At 37.6% G+C, this 16,086-nt stretch carries 12 protein-coding genes and 2 pseudogenes; 8 read left to right on the top strand and 6 right to left on the bottom strand.

What is annotated here, in order from left to right:
* Window positions 1-505: 505 nt before the first annotated feature.
* Both ACFIJK_RS00835 and trxB read right to left on the bottom strand, forming a co-directional pair.
* The gene (locus ACFIJK_RS00835; RefSeq protein WP_375625811.1) at window positions 506-1,411 is read right to left on the bottom strand and encodes a LysR family transcriptional regulator; all 906 of its coding nucleotides are present in this window, start codon (window positions 1,409-1,411) and stop codon (window positions 506-508) included.
* A gap of 42 nt (window positions 1,412-1,453) precedes the next feature.
* Window positions 1,454-2,410 carry a thioredoxin-disulfide reductase gene (trxB, locus tag ACFIJK_RS00830; RefSeq protein ID WP_375625809.1) on the bottom strand — a complete coding sequence of 319 codons (957 nt, stop codon included), beginning with the start codon at window positions 2,408-2,410 and terminating at the stop codon, window positions 1,454-1,456.
* 312 nt (window positions 2,411-2,722) lie between these two features.
* Between trxB and ACFIJK_RS00825 the strand changes: the two genes are divergently transcribed.
* Complete coding sequence (locus ACFIJK_RS00825) at window positions 2,723-4,117, top strand: TrkH family potassium uptake protein (protein ID WP_375625807.1); 1,395 nt, start codon at window positions 2,723-2,725, stop codon at window positions 4,115-4,117.
* Between the two features lie 1,154 nt (window positions 4,118-5,271).
* Here the strand turns inward: ACFIJK_RS00825 and ACFIJK_RS00820 are convergent.
* On the bottom strand, window positions 5,272-6,330 hold the full coding sequence (locus tag ACFIJK_RS00820) for a glycosyltransferase family 4 protein (protein ID WP_375625805.1): 1,059 nt from the start codon (window positions 6,328-6,330) through the stop codon (window positions 5,272-5,274).
* A gap of 17 nt (window positions 6,331-6,347) precedes the next feature.
* Window positions 6,348-6,821 carry a transcription elongation factor GreA gene (gene greA / locus ACFIJK_RS00815; RefSeq protein WP_007347010.1) on the bottom strand — a complete coding sequence of 158 codons (474 nt, stop codon included), beginning with the start codon at window positions 6,819-6,821 and terminating at the stop codon, window positions 6,348-6,350.
* A 338-nt stretch (window positions 6,822-7,159) separates the two neighbouring features.
* On the opposite strand from greA, the gene ACFIJK_RS00810 reads away from it, so the two are divergent.
* The 3 genes from ACFIJK_RS00810 to ACFIJK_RS00800 all read left to right on the top strand — a co-directional run bounded on the left by ACFIJK_RS00810 (window position 7,160) and on the right by ACFIJK_RS00800 (window position 11,394).
* Window positions 7,160-7,474, top strand: a complete 315-nt coding sequence (locus ACFIJK_RS00810; protein ID WP_273788409.1) for an SH3 domain-containing protein — start codon at window positions 7,160-7,162, stop codon at window positions 7,472-7,474.
* Between the two features lie 259 nt (window positions 7,475-7,733).
* Window positions 7,734-10,004, top strand: a complete 2,271-nt coding sequence (gene uvrB, locus ACFIJK_RS00805) for an excinuclease ABC subunit UvrB (protein ID WP_375625803.1) — start codon at window positions 7,734-7,736, stop codon at window positions 10,002-10,004.
* Between the two features lie 808 nt (window positions 10,005-10,812).
* The gene (locus tag ACFIJK_RS00800) at window positions 10,813-11,394 is read left to right on the top strand and encodes a BA14K family protein (RefSeq protein WP_375625802.1); all 582 of its coding nucleotides are present in this window, start codon (window positions 10,813-10,815) and stop codon (window positions 11,392-11,394) included.
* 51 nt (window positions 11,395-11,445) lie between these two features.
* Here ACFIJK_RS00800 and ACFIJK_RS00795 read toward each other — a convergent pair.
* Window positions 11,446-11,598: pseudogene (locus ACFIJK_RS00795) on the bottom strand (MBL fold metallo-hydrolase); the annotation flags it as partial.
* Between ACFIJK_RS00795 and ACFIJK_RS00790 the strand changes: the two are divergent.
* Both ACFIJK_RS00790 and ACFIJK_RS00785 read left to right on the top strand, forming a co-directional pair.
* A pseudogene (locus tag ACFIJK_RS00790) lies at window positions 11,587-11,828 on the top strand (excinuclease ABC subunit UvrB); the annotation flags it as partial. The pseudogenes ACFIJK_RS00795 and ACFIJK_RS00790 sit on opposite strands and share 12 nt — an antisense overlap.
* Before the next feature lie 582 nt (window positions 11,829-12,410).
* Window positions 12,411-13,160 carry a BA14K family protein gene (locus ACFIJK_RS00785; RefSeq protein WP_375625800.1) on the top strand — a complete coding sequence of 250 codons (750 nt, stop codon included), beginning with the start codon at window positions 12,411-12,413 and terminating at the stop codon, window positions 13,158-13,160.
* A gap of 65 nt (window positions 13,161-13,225) precedes the next feature.
* Here the strand turns inward: ACFIJK_RS00785 and ACFIJK_RS00780 are convergent, their stop codons facing one another.
* Entirely contained in the window at window positions 13,226-13,876 is a 651-nt protein-coding gene (locus ACFIJK_RS00780; RefSeq protein WP_375625798.1) for an MBL fold metallo-hydrolase, read from the bottom strand.
* A gap of 142 nt (window positions 13,877-14,018) precedes the next feature.
* Between ACFIJK_RS00780 and ACFIJK_RS00775 the strand changes: the two genes are divergently transcribed.
* Both ACFIJK_RS00775 and ACFIJK_RS00770 read left to right on the top strand, forming a co-directional pair.
* Window positions 14,019-14,723, top strand: coding sequence for a response regulator (locus tag ACFIJK_RS00775; protein ID WP_375625796.1), 705 nt, complete (start codon window positions 14,019-14,021; stop codon window positions 14,721-14,723).
* 8 nt (window positions 14,724-14,731) lie between these two features.
* The gene (locus ACFIJK_RS00770; protein WP_375625794.1) at window positions 14,732-16,072 is read left to right on the top strand and encodes an ATP-binding protein; all 1,341 of its coding nucleotides are present in this window, start codon (window positions 14,732-14,734) and stop codon (window positions 16,070-16,072) included.
* The last annotated feature ends 14 nt before the right edge of the window (window positions 16,073-16,086 follow it).

Raw genomic sequence — 16,086 nt, 5'->3', positions numbered from 1 at the left:
GGAGCTCTTTCAAAAATAAAAAAAAGCCGGACATCTGTCCGGCAAATTTGGAAAATCCTCAGAGATAAAATCAATCTGATAGATCTTCGTAAGGGAACACTCAAGAAAATGCACTGGGAGGCAACATAATCAAGAGATAGTATTCTATGTCATCTTATAAGAAAAAGTACAATAAAGACTTAAGCGTATCTGCTATGCAATAAACACATAGCTTTAAATTTGTCTCCATCATGTACCATTCTTTTTAATTAAATATAAAAATGTAAGCTACACCATCACACGATTGTCCAGTTTTCAATATATAATAACTCTCACATTCGCTAGTATTCATAAAAAACATTTATCCCTTTTTCCAAAAGTATTTCTCCACACGGACTCCCCCCACTTTTAATATGCAACGAATAGTTTTAATTGATTCAATATAGGCAAATTTGAAACGAAAGAATATTAGGGAGTCTCAAGTTATAGAACAGTTAATTATTCCTTATAAATTAAGGCATTAACATTAAAAAGACCACTGACGGGCTTTTAAAAAAATATAATCTCGAAAAGCATTTAATCTTGCCAAATTCTTTAAATTATAAGGATAACAAAAAAAAGTATCAAACGAAGGAATATCAACCATATCAGGAAAAAGACGCACCAAATGCTCATCATTATTGACGATATAATCAGGCAGCACAGCAATCCCAAGATCACGCATAAGCGCATTCTTTATTGAGATAATATTGTTGATTTGTAGAACTGAAACGCGCAATGATCCATCACTTCTACCAGCCTTTTCCAACCAATTTAAACCAGACAAATAAGGTGGGACAGGTTCACCGAACGAAATAATACGATGCTCATCGAGATCAGACAATTTTTCCGGCTTTCCATAATTTGCAATATACTTTTCCGAAGCATAAACATGCATATGAATTGTAAAGAGTTTTCTTTGTATAAGATCAGGTTGTTGGGGTTGATGTAAGCGAACAGCACAATCCGCATGACACATTGTCAAATCAAGCTCTTCATCGGAAAGCAAAAGCTGAACCTGCATATCAGGATAAAGACTAAGAAATTCTGGCATACGCTCTGCAATCCACCCTGCCCCCATTCCAAAGGTCGAGGTCACACGCAAGTGCCCCGTTGGTTTTTCATAGCTTTCACTTAATTGCAAACGTACACTTTCAAGCTTCATCAAAACATCATGAGCTGTACGATAAAGAGTTTCTCCCTGTTCTGTAAGAATCAAACCACGCGCATGACGTTGAAATAAGGATACCCCAACCTCTTGTTCTAAAGCCGAAACCTGTCGTGAAACTGCTGATTGAGATAAATGAAGTTTTTGAGCAGCATGCGTAAAAGATCCCGCTTCTGCTGCAGCGTGAAAAACCCTTAACTTATCCCAATCCAACGGTGGCGCCACAATTAATTCTACCTCTAGATTCTTTATGTTCTCAATGAATTACTAACGCTTAGGTATATCCAAAAACCGTTCTGCTTCCAACGCTGCCATACATCCTCTTCCTGCAGCTGTTACAGCTTGGCGGAATATTTCATCTGTTACATCCCCAGCAGCAAAAACACCAGCAATGCTTGTTGCTGTTGAGTCCGGTGCTGTCCATAAATAGCCGCCTCGTTTTTGTTTCAGCTGTCCTTCAAACAGAGAAACAGCAGGATCATGCCCAATAGCAATAAATATTCCCTCTGCATTCACTGTCATCTCGTGACCTGTCTTAACATTTTTTAGACGTGCCCCTGTTACAACAGCGCCCACTGCCCCCTGTGCAGGCAGCCCCACAATTTCTTCCACCACATGATCCCAAATGATACGTACGTTCTTGCAAGCAAGCAACCTATCTTGTAAAATTTTTTCTGCCCGAAACTGCCCCCGCCTGTGAACCACGCTTACACTTTTAGCCAAATGCGATAAATAAAGTGCTTCTTCAACAGCGGTATTTCCTCCTCCCACGACAATAACGTCCTTATCACGGTAAAAAAAGCCATCACATGTAGCACAAGCGGACACACCACCGCCCATAAAGGTCTGTTCACTTTCTAAACCAAGCCAGCGCGCTTGAGCTCCTGTTGCAATAATCAGGGAATCACAAGAATATTGTGTTCCTGAATCCCCATATAAAACAAAAGGATACTTCAACAAATCAGCCTTTATAATTGTATCATAGAAAATTTTTGTCCCCATATTCTCAGCTTGTTTCGCCATTTGTTCCATCAACCACGGTCCTTGAATGGGATCTGCAAAACCTGGATAATTCTCAACATCAGTTGTAATTGTCAATTGTCCACCCTGCTGCAAGCCCGTCACCAAAACCGGCTTAAGCATTGCTCTTGCTGCATAGATCGCCGCTGTATAACCAGCCGGACCTGAGCCAATAATCAGCAGACGAATATGTGATTGTACCATTAAATCCCCTTCACTTTATTATAACTTAATTATTCTATAAATGATAACGGAATGCAGCCTTTTAAAAAAATATTTTTCAAGAACTCCAATTATGTTATACATACTTCATTTTCAAGTTTTATGAAAAGGTCTGATTACAAATTTCATCAAGGCATGCTAATGTTAAGGATTAATCTTTATCCTATGAAGAGAAAAACGTAAATTCTTATGAGCACAAAACCATAATAAAAAGAGATACAAAGATAGGGAACGGTCATTTTTCAGTTTATTATCAATGTTTGTGCACGGTTTGCGTTAATCATGGCAGGAGCAATGCTTTTGCCAATTTTTGTGGATCTGCACGACAACAATCGTAATTGGATAACCTTTCTCTATTCTTGTGCCATAACCACCATGTTAGCAACGCTGATTCTTTTAGCAACTAAGGGAGCTACTTGTCGTTTTTCAGCACGGCTTGGCTTTATGCTCACTGTTTGCCTTTGGCTAACAGGAAGTATCGTAGGTGCCTTACCTCTTTATCTTTCTCCTCTTCCCATTTCTCTAGCAGGAGCGATTTTTGAATCTGTTTCTGGAATTACAACAACAGGCTCCACAGTCCTTTCTGATCTTGATAATTTATCGCGAAGTATTTTGTTATGGCGTTCTCTTATATGCTGGATTGGGGGTATTGGTTTTATCGGTTTAGCCCTCTTACTTTTGCCTTCACTGCGTGTGGGTGGCGTACGACTTTTTCATATGGAATCATCTGATAAATCTGAAAAAATATTGCCTCGCATCAACCAAATTGCTAACGGAATTATCATCGCTTATGTTGGGTTAACATTGGCTTGTATGCTTTCTTATTTTGCTGCAGGCATGAATTTATTTGATGCCATTAACCATGCAATGAGTACAGTCGCAACAGCTGGTTTTTCAACGCATGATGCTTCTTTTGGTTATTTTTCTGATACACCAGCCATCTTAATTATTTCAACAATCTTCATGTTGCTTTCTGCTTTGCCCTTCGTACTTTATGTTAAATTAGTCCTTCCTGGACACTCCAAACGCTTCCTTGACCCACAAGTGATTGTTTTTCTCCATATCGTTCTCCTTTTCAGCTTTGCTTTAGCGGCATGGCTACGGTTTTATGATCATCGCGCGTTCCACTTGATTTTCCTTGATGTCATTTTTCACCTTTCATCCATTATTAGCACCACAGGTTACAGCGCTGAAGATTATCAACTTTGGGGACCGTTTGCGCTTGGAATTTTCTTCATTGTTTCTTTTACAGGCGGATGTGCTGGTTCTACTTCTGGTGGCATGAAAATCAATCGCCTCATTATTCTTTGGCGTATTACACAAACAAATATAGAAAAACTTCTTTCTCCTAATGTCGTTGTAAAGGCCCGCTACGATCACTCAAATATATCAAACGATGTTGCTCAAGCCGTTTTGTTTTTTGTTTGTCTTTATATGTTTTGCCTCGTTATCGGCACTGCACTTTTGCTTACAACCGGTCTTGACTTTACCTCTGCCTTTACGGGAGTCTTAACCGCACTTTCAAATGTTGGTCCAGGCTTTGGAGATATTATTGGCCCCACTGGTAATTTCTCTACAATCAACGATAATGCTTTATGGATTTTAAGTTTTCTAATGTTAGCTGGACGCCTTGAAATCATAACAATATTCGTCCTTTTTATTCCCGCTTTCTGGCGTGAACAATTCTAATGCATAGAGCATTTTATTCTACTATGATAAAAAATTTACAATATAAAAAGGCGTGAACAGTATGAGTCATAATATTCACCCCTTACTCAATCCACTGAAGATTTCCTAAAATTTCATACAAGTCATCATATCAACGATATAAATGTTGATATAAAAATAATTCGACAAGAACAATCAAATACCAAGAGCCTTCAAATCGAGAACATATAAAACTTCACTTTATTGATCTTCTTTATCAAATAAAGTGGGCACATAGAACATCCTTTTTTTACGAATAATCTCTCATGCAAAAAATATGAATATTTGCTGATAAAAGTGCTTTTTCTCTTTAATAGAGTTACATCCTTATAGAAAAAATGCTATTATATTATGGATTCACAAGCTTGTTTGTAAAAAAAATCTCACAATACTCATCAACCCCATTTCACGACAGTTCTCATGAAAGATATAAAATGGGCACCATCATTTTTACTTAAATAATAATAAGGTGCAAGTCGGTACCACAAAATAAGATATAAATTAGTACCACCATATTATTTTCTTTCTGTTAATGCCGTAACAACCTGCAGTTCAGACAATTTATAAGAAATCTCTTTACACCCTGTCTTCAATAGTTTTTATCCACCACATGCTTTCTTCCAATTGTGATGTGCAAGAGGATAGCTCTTATTCAAATTAAAAAGGTAAATTATCTATAGAAATCATATATATATATTGATCTTAGATCCATCTTATTATGAATTTATTGAAAATATGTACGACTATTTTACCCATGGAGACACCATAAATATCTTTTTTAAGACAAGAAAACGTTTTTTCCATCTATTTAAGTCTTCCAAAACGAACAATATCAGTACGACACCGTATATCTAGACTTGAGTTAAAGCATTATTTTCTTATTCTAAAATATCACTGAATAAAAATAGCTTTCCTCTCTCCTAATATGCTTTATCATAAAGCACATGTTGCTCTCAAGCGTATACATTTTTAATATTTTATCCAAAATTTTGAGAACTTCTTATAGCGTTCTACTAAAGAAAATATAAATTTTGTAAAATAACATTTATATCATTGAGCTGTTTTCTTGATGACTATGAAAAATCTTTAAGGAAAAAACTTTTTATCACTCCTCAAAAAGATTTTTGATATAATAATCAAAGTGTTTTTTCCGCAAACAGTTCTTTGTAAACACGCTCAATCTCGGTTGCCTCTTTTTCCAAAGGAAAGTGCGTACGAACATGGGTTAAAGCTTTCTTTCCGGCTGCCAATGTTTTTTCTACATCAGCAAAATAAGGTTCAATTGCTGCTTTTAAAGCCGCTCCATCTCCTGCTTTTACAACTGTTCCTGTTCCCTTGACCACCAATTCTTTAAAAATTCCTACATCACTCGCCACTACAGCCGTCTGTGATGCCATTGCCTCCAATGGTGTCAGACCAAAACCTTCCAAACGAGAAGGAGTCACATAAAGTGATAAACGGCGATACCACACAGGTATATCAAGCCTTTCACCAAGAAAAATAATGCGGTCGTTTAAACCAGCTTCAGCAATCTTCTGTCGTAATTTCTTTTCAAAACCATAATGCTGTTCTGTAGTCCGACCAGCGATAAGTGCTGTCCATTCGGGATAGTCAGGCAATAATGCTATCATCGCGTCCACAAACAAATCAGTACCCTTTAAATAGCGCACGCGCCCAAAACATCCTACCGCATATTTTCCTGGCACCCCAGTTGCTGGAAAGTAATCATCAGGAATTTTGGGGGGTGAAAAACGCCTAATATCCACTCCATGCATAATAACCTTATGAGGCACTTCTAGATAGGTTCCCGTACATACACTAGTAGCGATAACTTTATCCATACGACGAAGCAACCATTTGGTAAAAGGCTTGTGTTCGCGTCGAGATGCCGAAGTAAAGATGAGTTTAAGCTTCATTCGCAAAACATCGCGTAAAAACACCCCGCACAGCATCTCAATATTGCGTCGTGCATGCCAAATACGAAATGGCTTCCCTTTCGGACTTTTCCAAAGTCCGAAAAGGTCCTTAAAGGCAAGAGTCGGCAAAGTTTGTGGTAAACCAAACCCTAAAGTGGATATACGCACACCCTGTTCGCGTTGCAGTGGAATAAGCTGAATAATCGTAGATGTTACTCCCGATAAACGCCTTTTAAAGTGAGGCGCAATAATTTCAGTTTCGTCCAAAGATACACGCATAATAATCCATATGTTATTTAGATATACTGAACCTTAATGATCTCGTAATTATGCGCACCACCTGGTGCATTCACCTCAATCACATCACCTTCTTGCTTTCCAATGAGTGCACGTGCAATAGGCGAAGAAATAGAGATTTTACCAACCTTTACATCAGCTTCTTGATCTCCTACGATCTGATACACTTTTTTTTCTTCTGTATCCTCATCCAAGAGTTTAATGGTTGCTCCAAATTTTATTTTGTCGCCTGAAAGACGCGAAACATCTATAACTTCTGCTCGGGCAATATAATCTTCAAGCTCATTTATACGCCCCTCATTATGGCTTTGTGCTTCTTTAGCTGCATGATACTCAGCATTTTCTGATAAATCACCATGTGCACGCGCCTCAGAAATTGCTTCAATAATTCGCGGACGCTCCTGTTGTTGACGCCAACGCAACTCTTCTTTAAGACTCTCAAAACCAGCTGTAGTCATCGGAACTTTTTCCATAATCCGTCCCTTTCTATTACACGGAAGGTTTAATAAAAACACAAAAAACGGCTTCCAAAATTACTTTTGGAATCCGAAAACTACGATCTTTTTTATTATATAGTACAGTATCGCTATTTTCCATACAAAAATAAATAAAGGAAACAAAACATGCACAAATAGTGATTAAAACATCTCATTTTGGTGTTTAAAACGTTAAACTTCACTCTTCTCTTTAAAATCTCCTAAAGAAGAAAGAATTGTATTTTTTTCTGTTTTATCATAATCTAGCAAAAGAAATCATATGGGATACAAAGAGAGAAGGATAGAAAATCTCTAAAGAAATTCTTTACAGAAGAATGAAAAAAATCGTCATTTTTTTTATGTTTGGCTCTTTCTTTTTCGCCACAACAGTATCTGAAGCTGCGGATGCTTTTGTTACGAGAAATCTTAATTTTAGAACAGGTCCCAGCACTCAGTATGCACTTTGCGGCTTAATCTCTGCTGGAGAATTGGTTTTTGTTAAAAACTGTGAAGGCAATTGGTGCCATATCCGATATAACACTCAAATAGGTTGGGTGTCATCTCGTTATCTTTCATTTAAAGATGGAAATGATCTTTATCACACATACACAATGTCTTTAGTGCCCAAACGTACCGATTATTCTCCATAACAGCCATAATAATTTATGCCATCTTAAATATCATCATGGCAAAAATGCAATAGTGTCCAAGAACAACCACAATATGCCCCCTCCAAAGAACCACTTCGAAGAATTCGTCTCATAGAAAAAACTTGATCAATATCCTAATGAAAGCTCCAATAAACCAAAATAAATCTGTTCAATAACGTTTTGCTGTTATCGTAATGAAATTGTAAAAATTAGTATTTTCTTTAAAATCACCAGCACTTTTCTATTAAAGGATACAACAATGAAAAATGGTGTTACAGCAACAGTTGAGGCTCTTTCTGCTCTGATTGCCTCAGGCAATCCTCTTTTTAAGAATGGCGTATTATGGACACCTCACCGCCCTATTCGTCCTGAAAAATCTGAAGGTGGCATTCCATTTCAACTCGAAACACCCTTTGAACCTGCAGGAGATCAACCTCAAGCAATTAAAACTCTGGTTGAGGGAATTCAAAAAGATGAACGTACACAAGTGCTTTTGGGTGTTACCGGCTCAGGAAAAACCTATACAATGGCCAAAATCATTGAAGAAACACAGCGTCCAGCTTTAATCTTAGCACCAAATAAAACTCTAGCAGCGCAGCTTTACGGAGAGTTTAAAAGTTTTTTTCCCCACAATGCCGTCGAATATTTTGTTTCCTATTATGACTATTATCAGCCAGAAGCCTACGTTGCACGCTCTGATACCTATATTGAAAAAGAATCCTCAATTAATGAACAAATCGACCGTATGCGCCATGCTGCAACACGTGCTGTCCTTGAACGTGATGACGTCATTATTGTCGCGTCTGTATCGTGTATTTACGGGATTGGTTCAGTAGAAACTTATACTGCTATGACCTTCAAAATAGAAAAAGGTGATAAACTCAATCAACGAAAACTCTTGGCTGATTTAGTCTCTCAACAGTATTATCGACAAGATATCAATTTCATTCGTGGTTCCTTTCGTGTTCGAGGGGATACAATCGAAATTTTCCCTGCCCACCTCGAAGATCGTGCTTGGCGTATTTCGCTCTTTGGCGATGAAGTGGAAACAATTACGGAATTTGATCCTCTAACGGGACAAAAAACAGACGATCTTCAATCGATTAAAATTTATGCCAACTCACACTACGTAACACCACGCCCAACACTCAATCAAGCGATGAAATCGATCAAAATGGAACTCGCTCAACGCCTTGATGAGTTGAACGCAGCTGGACGTCTTTTAGAAGCACAACGTTTAGAACAACGTACAATTTTTGATTTGGAAATGTTGGAAACCACCGGCTCATGCTCTGGAATCGAAAATTATTCACGCTATTTAACAGGACGAAAACCCGGAGAACCACCACCAACCTTGTTTGAATACATTCCAAACAATGCTCTTGTTTTTATCGATGAAAGTCACGTAACCATTCCCCAAATTGGAGGCATGTACCGAGGTGATTTTCGAAGAAAAGCAACCCTAGCAGAATATGGGTTTCGCCTACCTTCCTGTATGGACAATCGCCCTTTACGCTTTGAAGAATGGGATGCCATGCGCCCACAAACTATTGCCGTCTCTGCAACACCAGGACGCTGGGAAATAGAACAATCTCATGGCACTTTTGCAGAACAAATTATTCGTCCAACAGGGCTCATTGATCCGCCAACAGAGGTTCGTCCAGCCAGCAATCAAGTCGATGATGTTGTAAATGAAATTCGTAAAACAATTCAAAAAGGCTACCGTACATTGGTGACAGTTCTCACAAAGCGTATGGCCGAGGACTTAACTGAATATCTCCACGAACAAGATATTCGTGTACGCTATATGCATTCTGACATTGATACATTAGAACGCATTGAAATTCTACGCGATCTGCGGCTTGGCACCTTTGATGTCCTCATCGGTATCAACTTGCTCCGAGAAGGCTTAGATATTCCAGAATGTGGTTTTGTTGCCATTCTAGATGCTGATAAGGAGGGCTTTTTGCGCTCTGAAACTTCCCTCATACAAACAATCGGACGTGCTGCACGTAACGTAGATGGCCACGTTATCCTCTATGCAGATACAATCACAGGCTCCATAGAACGAGCCTTACAGGAGACACAAAGACGTCGACAAAAACAAATAGCCTATAATGAAGAACACCATATCACACCCAAAAGTATCAAAAAAAATATCGGAGATATTCTCAATTCAGGCTATGAAAACGACCATATTCGCACAATTACCCCTGATGTCATCGAGAAAAAAAATATGGTTGGCAACAATTTAGCATCTCATATTAAACACCTTGAAAAATTAATGCATGAAGCAGCTGCTGATCTCAACTTTGAAGAAGCAGCACGCCTTCGCGATGAAATCAAACAATTACAAAAGATAGAACTAGAAATCCCTGAGAACCCCTTAACTCATCATAGCGAACAATCTACCCTTGAGCCCGTATTACAACCAAGTCTTTTCTCCAAACCAGACCTTGCACACATGGGACCAACCATGGATACTGGTATTTTGGAAAATCGAAAAGGAAAATCTGGTAACCCCCCCTAATCAAGCAACAATAAAACGAAAAAAAACGCAACCAACAAAGGAGTAAGAAATTTCAAACCGCCTAAAATAATCTTCAGCTCTTCTAAAAAAACAACTAAAGCTCAAAAGCAAACAGCATTATCCGCAAAACAGACAACCTCAAACATCAAGGGAGCTCCAATTTATCTAAAACACCATGAGAGAGAACTTTTTACAAAAAATGCCTAAACTTTATTAACTTTTTAAGTAATTTTTCTTGTTAAACCGCGTTATAAAAAATTCCTAAAAATGTAAAAAAATTCTAAACTCTAAAAAAGCAGACAAATTTAAAGAGAATGTTTTGTATATATCAAAAAATTACTTACAATATATTATCTTTATACAGTTATACTCTGATATCGAACTCAAATATTATTTAGACTCACAAAAGAATATTCAAATATTACACTGTACTATAACACAAATAAAGTAAAACAAGACTTTATCGTAGAACCATAAAATCATGATAAAAAATGATAACTTTTATTCATACTCCTATTATTCAATTTATATTGTATCAAGTGATGCAAAAAGTATCCCTAAATAAAGAGTTTATATTCCATAGTAAAAAATCGGGTACTCTTACTACAAACTTATTAATTAACCTCAAGCATAGTACATTAATTGAAATCAAAATTCTGTCATGATTTTATTTTACTGTATCTGAGATGGGTTTAACTAAATGAATTTTCATTTGTTTTGCCACAATAAAGTCCAAAATTATTCAGGCTCTATTCAGTTTGAAACATGTAGGATGTGAAAAATACGAATTTACACAAGGAGCATCATTATGAAAAAGATGATCAGGTTAGCGGTATTATCAGCAATGTCAACTGCAACCGTTTTCATGCCGCTAAATACAACGCTTGCGGATATGGCATGGTATCAAATGAGTGAAATGAAGAGGGAGTCTGGTTTACCGTCTCGCAATTTTAGCTCCCATTCTTTTCATAGTAAACATCACTCTTTTGATGATCCCCACAAGCGTCATTATTTCAGCCAGACATGGAGAGAACAACAACATCATCATGTTGAAAGCAAAACATATCATTATGTCGAACGTAAAAAGACAAAACACAGTAATATTCAAGGAGATGCTTTAGCATTGGGCATTCTTGCTCTTGCAGCAGGTGCAGTTCTTAGTAAAGTTTTTAAAAAACCAGAACAGCCACAAATTGTCTATCAAGACGTACCACAAAATCAGGTGATTTATCAAGTGCAGCAAACGGTGGAATATGAGCCAGTACAACAATCATCAGAATCTGATTGGCTTCAATATTGCAAGAAAAAATACCGTTCCTTCAACCCTAAAACAGGTACTTTTCGAGGCCGTGATGGCTTAAATCATGTCTGCTATGCTCCAGTAAATTGAATTAACATTGAGAAAAGCCCGCTCTAAAGCGGGTTTTTGATGCCCTCCCCCTTAAATCTCTTGAAGAAAAGGATTATTTTGGCGCTCATAGCCTATGCTACTTTTGGGACCATGCCCACAGATAAAACAAACATCATCGCCTAAGGGAAAAACTTTTTCTCGAAGGGATTGCATCAATTTTTCATGGAAGCAGAATGGGATGCCATGCGCCCCCACAAACTATTGCCGTCTCTGCAACACCAGGACGCTGGGAAATATAACAATCTCATGGCACTTTTGCAGAACAAATTATTTGTCCAACAGGGCTCATTGATCCACCAACAGAGGTTCGTCCAGCCAGCAATCAAGTCGATGATGTTGTGAATGAAATTCGTAAAACAATTCAAAAAGGCTACCGCACATTGGTGACAGTTCTCACAAAGCGTATGGCCGATTAAGCAATTTTTCTTGTTAAACCGCGTTATAAAAAAATCCCTAAAAAAGTAAAAAACTTCTAAACTCTAAAAAAGCAGACAAATTTAAAGAAAACATCTTATATATATAAATTCCTAAAATATATTATATTTATACATTTATACTCTGATATCGAACTAAAATATTATTTATCCTCACAAGATAATATTAAAATAGGACGCTGTTCTATAATACAAATAAATTAAAATAAGACTTTATCATAGCACCATAAGCATATGATAAAAAATGATAACTTTTATTTATACACCTATTATTAAATTTATATTGTATCAAATGATACAAAAATTATCCCTAAATAAAGAGTTTATATTCCATAGTAAAAAATCGGGTGGGGTCAATAAAAACTTATTAATTAGCCTCAAGTAGAGTACATTAATTGAAATCAAAATTCTTTCATGATTTTATTTTACTGTACCTGCAATGGGTTTAACTAAATGAATTTTCTTTTGTTTTGTCACAATAAAGTCCAAAATTGTTCAGGCTCTATTCAGTTTGAAATGTGTAGGATGTGAAAAATACGAATTTACACAAGGAGCATCATTATGAAAAAGGTGATCAAGCTAGCGGTATTATCAGCAATGTCAACTGCAACCGTTTTCATGCCGCTAAATACAACGCTTGCGGATATGGCATGGGATGTTACTCACTCTATCACGAGAGAAATAGATGATATGATGAGGAAGATGCGTAAAGAAAGAGATGATGCGACAAGGGAAATGGATAAGGAAATTGATATTTGGCGTTCCAGTTTTTCTAGCTCCCGTTGTTCTGATAGCAAAAATGTCTGTCATTCTGATGATTTCCAAAAGTTTGTTGATGATTTCCGCAAGCGTTCTGAAGAAAACTCTAGAAGATTTGAAGCCAAACATAATAGGACAGAACAACAACAACAACATCATCATCATCATCATTATCATCATCATTATCATCATGTTGAAAACAAAACATATCATCACATTGAGCGCAAAAAGACAAAACACAGTAATATTCATATAGACAACTCAGGAGATGCTTTAGCAGTGGGTATTCTTGGTACAATTTTAAAAAAACCAGAACAGCCACAAGTGGTTTATCAAATAGTACCAAAAAATCAGGTGATTTATCAAAAAGTTCCGCAAAATCAAAGAGTTTATCAAGTGCAGCAAACGGTGGAATATGAGCCACTCCAGAAATCATTAGAATCTGATTGGCTTAACTATTGCAAGAAAAAATACCGTTCCTTCAACCCTAAAACAGGGACTTTTCGAGACCGTAATGGTTTGGAACACATTTGTTATGCCCCAATAAATTAACTTCTGTTCTACTAAAAAAGTCTTAAATGGCACAAAAAAACGCTTCAAAGCGTTTTTTTGTTTGCTCATATATTAAAATCTTGAAGAAAAGGATTATTTTGGCGCTCATAGCCTATGCTACTTTTAGGACCATGCCCACAGATAAAACAAACATCATCGCCTAAGGGTAAAACTTTTTCTCGAAGAGAGTGCATCAATTTTTCATGAGAACAGAAGGGGAAATCAGTGCGTCCAATAGAACCACGAAAGAGCACATCACCCAAGAGAGCTAAGCGTTCTTTTTCATTGAAATAAATAACATGACCAGGAGAATGTCCTGGGGTGTGAAAAACCTTAAACACATGTCCAGCAAAATGAACGCACTCACCATCTTCTAACCATTGGTCAGGAATACAGATGCATGCATCAGTGATGCCGTAATTTTTTGCGCTTTCGCTCACGGCATCCATCACAGGCTTATCATCGCAATGTGAACCGATAATTTTTACATTAAGCGCCTCTTTCGCTTGCATTGCTGCTCCCACATGATCAAAATGACCATGTGTTATCCAAATAGCCTCAACGATAACGCCATTCTTTTCGATTACGTCTTGAATCCGCGGCCAATCACCACCGGGATCAACGAGAACCCCCGTTTTACATTCACTATCAAAAAGCAAAGTGCAATTTTGTTGGAATGTCGTAACTGGAATAATATGTATATTAAGACTACCCATAATATCCTTTTCAAAAATAACTTTTTTAAATTTATAAATAAAACTTTCTCTCCTTTAAGGTAAAGGTGCTGCTCGACAGCTTTATACAACTTATGTAAACTTGCATTTTGTGTAAACTAAATTTTTATCAAGGTTTTTAAGAATGTCCGATCATGTTCAAGTTTTGTGTGATGACGCACCTCACCTTCTTGTGATTGATGACGACACTCGTATCCGCAATCTTTTATTTCAGTTTCTCATTAAAAATGGATTTCGTGTTTCAGTTTCAGCCAATGCTAATGAAGCAAGACGACTGTTGGCAAGTTTAGATTTTGATCTTCTTATTGTTGATGTCATGATGCCTGGTGAAAACGGTATTGATCTTACTCATTCACTCCGGCAAACAAAGGATGTTCCTATCTTCATGCTAACAGCTTTATCAGAAATAGACAATCGTATCCATGGCTTAGAAGCGGGTGCAGATGATTATCTTGCTAAGCCTTTTGACCCTCGTGAACTTCTTCTTCGTATCAATGCCATTTTACGGCGTGGTTTTCCCCCTCACCAACCCAAAATTGAGCAGATCGTTTTTGGACCTTATATATTTTCAATTTCACGGCGCGAACTCAAAAAAGGGGGAGAAATTATTAAATTAACAGATAAAGAACAAGAAATGATGGTCATTTTTGCCGAAAATGCAGGCAATACAATTCCGCGCCATAAATTCGCGACCGATGACAGCAATATAAGTGAACGTACCATTGATGTACAGATCAACCGCCTTCGTCGTAAAATCGAAAAAAACCCACCACTGCCTATATGGCTCCAAACCGTGCGAGGAATAGGGTATAAACTCTCTATTGAATAGGCACAAGAATGATCAAACCTTTAAGATTTTTTCTTCGATGGTTAACGAAAAAAATGCCTAAACGGCTTTATGCCCGCTCTTTGATCATTATTATCGCTCCTATGGTGCTTCTGCAAACAGTCATTGCTTACGTTTTTATGGAACGCCATTGGCAAATGGTAACCGAGCGTCTTTCAATAGCTGTCGTGCATGACATTTCAGCTATTATCGATATCATTGAAACATATCCGCAACAAGATAACTATGAAGATATCAAGCGTATTGCACAACAACGCATGGGATTAAATATTTCTATCCTGCCCCCTTCCCCTCTTCCCCCTCCAGGACCTAAACCATTTTTCGCAATTCTTGATTATTTTCTGAGTGAAGAAATCACCCGCCAAATTAACCGCTCCTTCTGGATTGATACAGTAGGCGATTCTAATCTTGTTGAAATCCGTATCCACCTTGGTCACAACATCTTACGCGTCTTTGCTCCACGCAGCCAAGCCTACGCTTCCAATACTGCTATTTTTTTAAGCTGGATGGTAGGAACAGCGCTTGTTTTATTGCTGATAGCAATTTACTTTTTGCGCAACCAAATCAAACCCATTCAACAATTGGCTGAAGCAGCAGAAAGCTTTGGACGCGGTCGTCCTTTACCAAAAGGATTTCAACCACAAGGAGCTGATGAAGTCCGTCGTGCTGGCATTGCTTTTTTACGTATGCGAGAACGTATTGAACGCCAAATCGAACAACGCACCATGATGCTCTCAGGAGTAAGTCATGATTTAAGAACCATTCTTACACGCTTTAAACTTCAGCTAGCATTAGTAAATACTGACTTTGATATTAAACCGCTTGAGCAAGATGTAAGTGACATGCAAAATATGTTAGAAGATTATCTTGCTTTTGCTCGTGGTGAAGGAAGTGAAAGTGTCAAGACTTTTGATTTAAATGCTCTTATGCAAAAATTCTCCGCCGATGCTCATCTTCACAAACGTCAATTTTCTTACACCATTGAAGGTCCTACAGAAATACAAGTACGTCCCCGTGCTTTCATACGCTTGGTCAGCAATCTTGTATCAAATGCATTTTGTTATGGCACAACCGTTACACTAACAGCTAACTCTCAACAAGAATCTTTTATATTAATAATCGATGATAATGGACCTGGAATTCATGAAAATATGCGCACAGAAGTTTTTAAGCCATTCTTTCGACTTGATAAAGCGCGAAATCAAGATGCAAGTGGAACAGGACTTGGTCTTTCTATTGCTCAAGACATAGCACGCAGCCATGGTGGCAATATACAATTAGATGAGAGCCCACTCGGAGGATTACGCGCTATTCTTGATATCCCCCTATGAGCAATATTTCAGCA

The sequence above is a fragment of the Bartonella sp. PS17NMGDW genome (assembly GCF_042193555.1).
Lineage (GTDB): Bacteria > Pseudomonadota > Alphaproteobacteria > Rhizobiales > Rhizobiaceae > Bartonella > Bartonella grahamii.
Note: the sequence above shows the minus strand (reverse complement) of the source record. Positions and strands in the feature narration are given on the sequence as shown.